The following is a 244-nucleotide window of genomic DNA, read 5'->3' on the forward strand; positions in this document are numbered from 1 at the left end:
GTAGAGCAGCCGGTGAAGACCACCAAGGCTGAATACTGCAGCGCCATGGCCAACTTCTGATTGCCCCTTTCAGTGGGCGGTGGCTGGCGTCTCGTCCTCTTCGAAGTCGCGTGATGCGCGCCCTACCAGCATGGGGTCCGGGGCATGTGCCACAGCCGAGTCCTTGCCCGGGTAATCCAGCGAATGCAGGAAGTGGCGGATGCAGTTGATGCGTGCGCGCTTCTTGTCATCGGACTTGATCACC

The 244-nt window shown here is 61.1% G+C and carries 1 pseudogene; it reads right to left on the minus strand.

The window, feature by feature from the left end:
- Nucleotides 1-69 precede the first annotated feature (69 nt).
- Nucleotides 70-244 (minus strand): annotated as a pseudogene (locus tag SB725_RS33325) (polyphosphate kinase 2); the annotation flags it as partial.

Source organism: Pseudomonas sp. SIMBA_041, from assembly GCF_046535095.1.
In the GTDB taxonomy this organism is placed as follows: domain Bacteria; phylum Pseudomonadota; class Gammaproteobacteria; order Pseudomonadales; family Pseudomonadaceae; genus Aquipseudomonas; species Aquipseudomonas mucoides.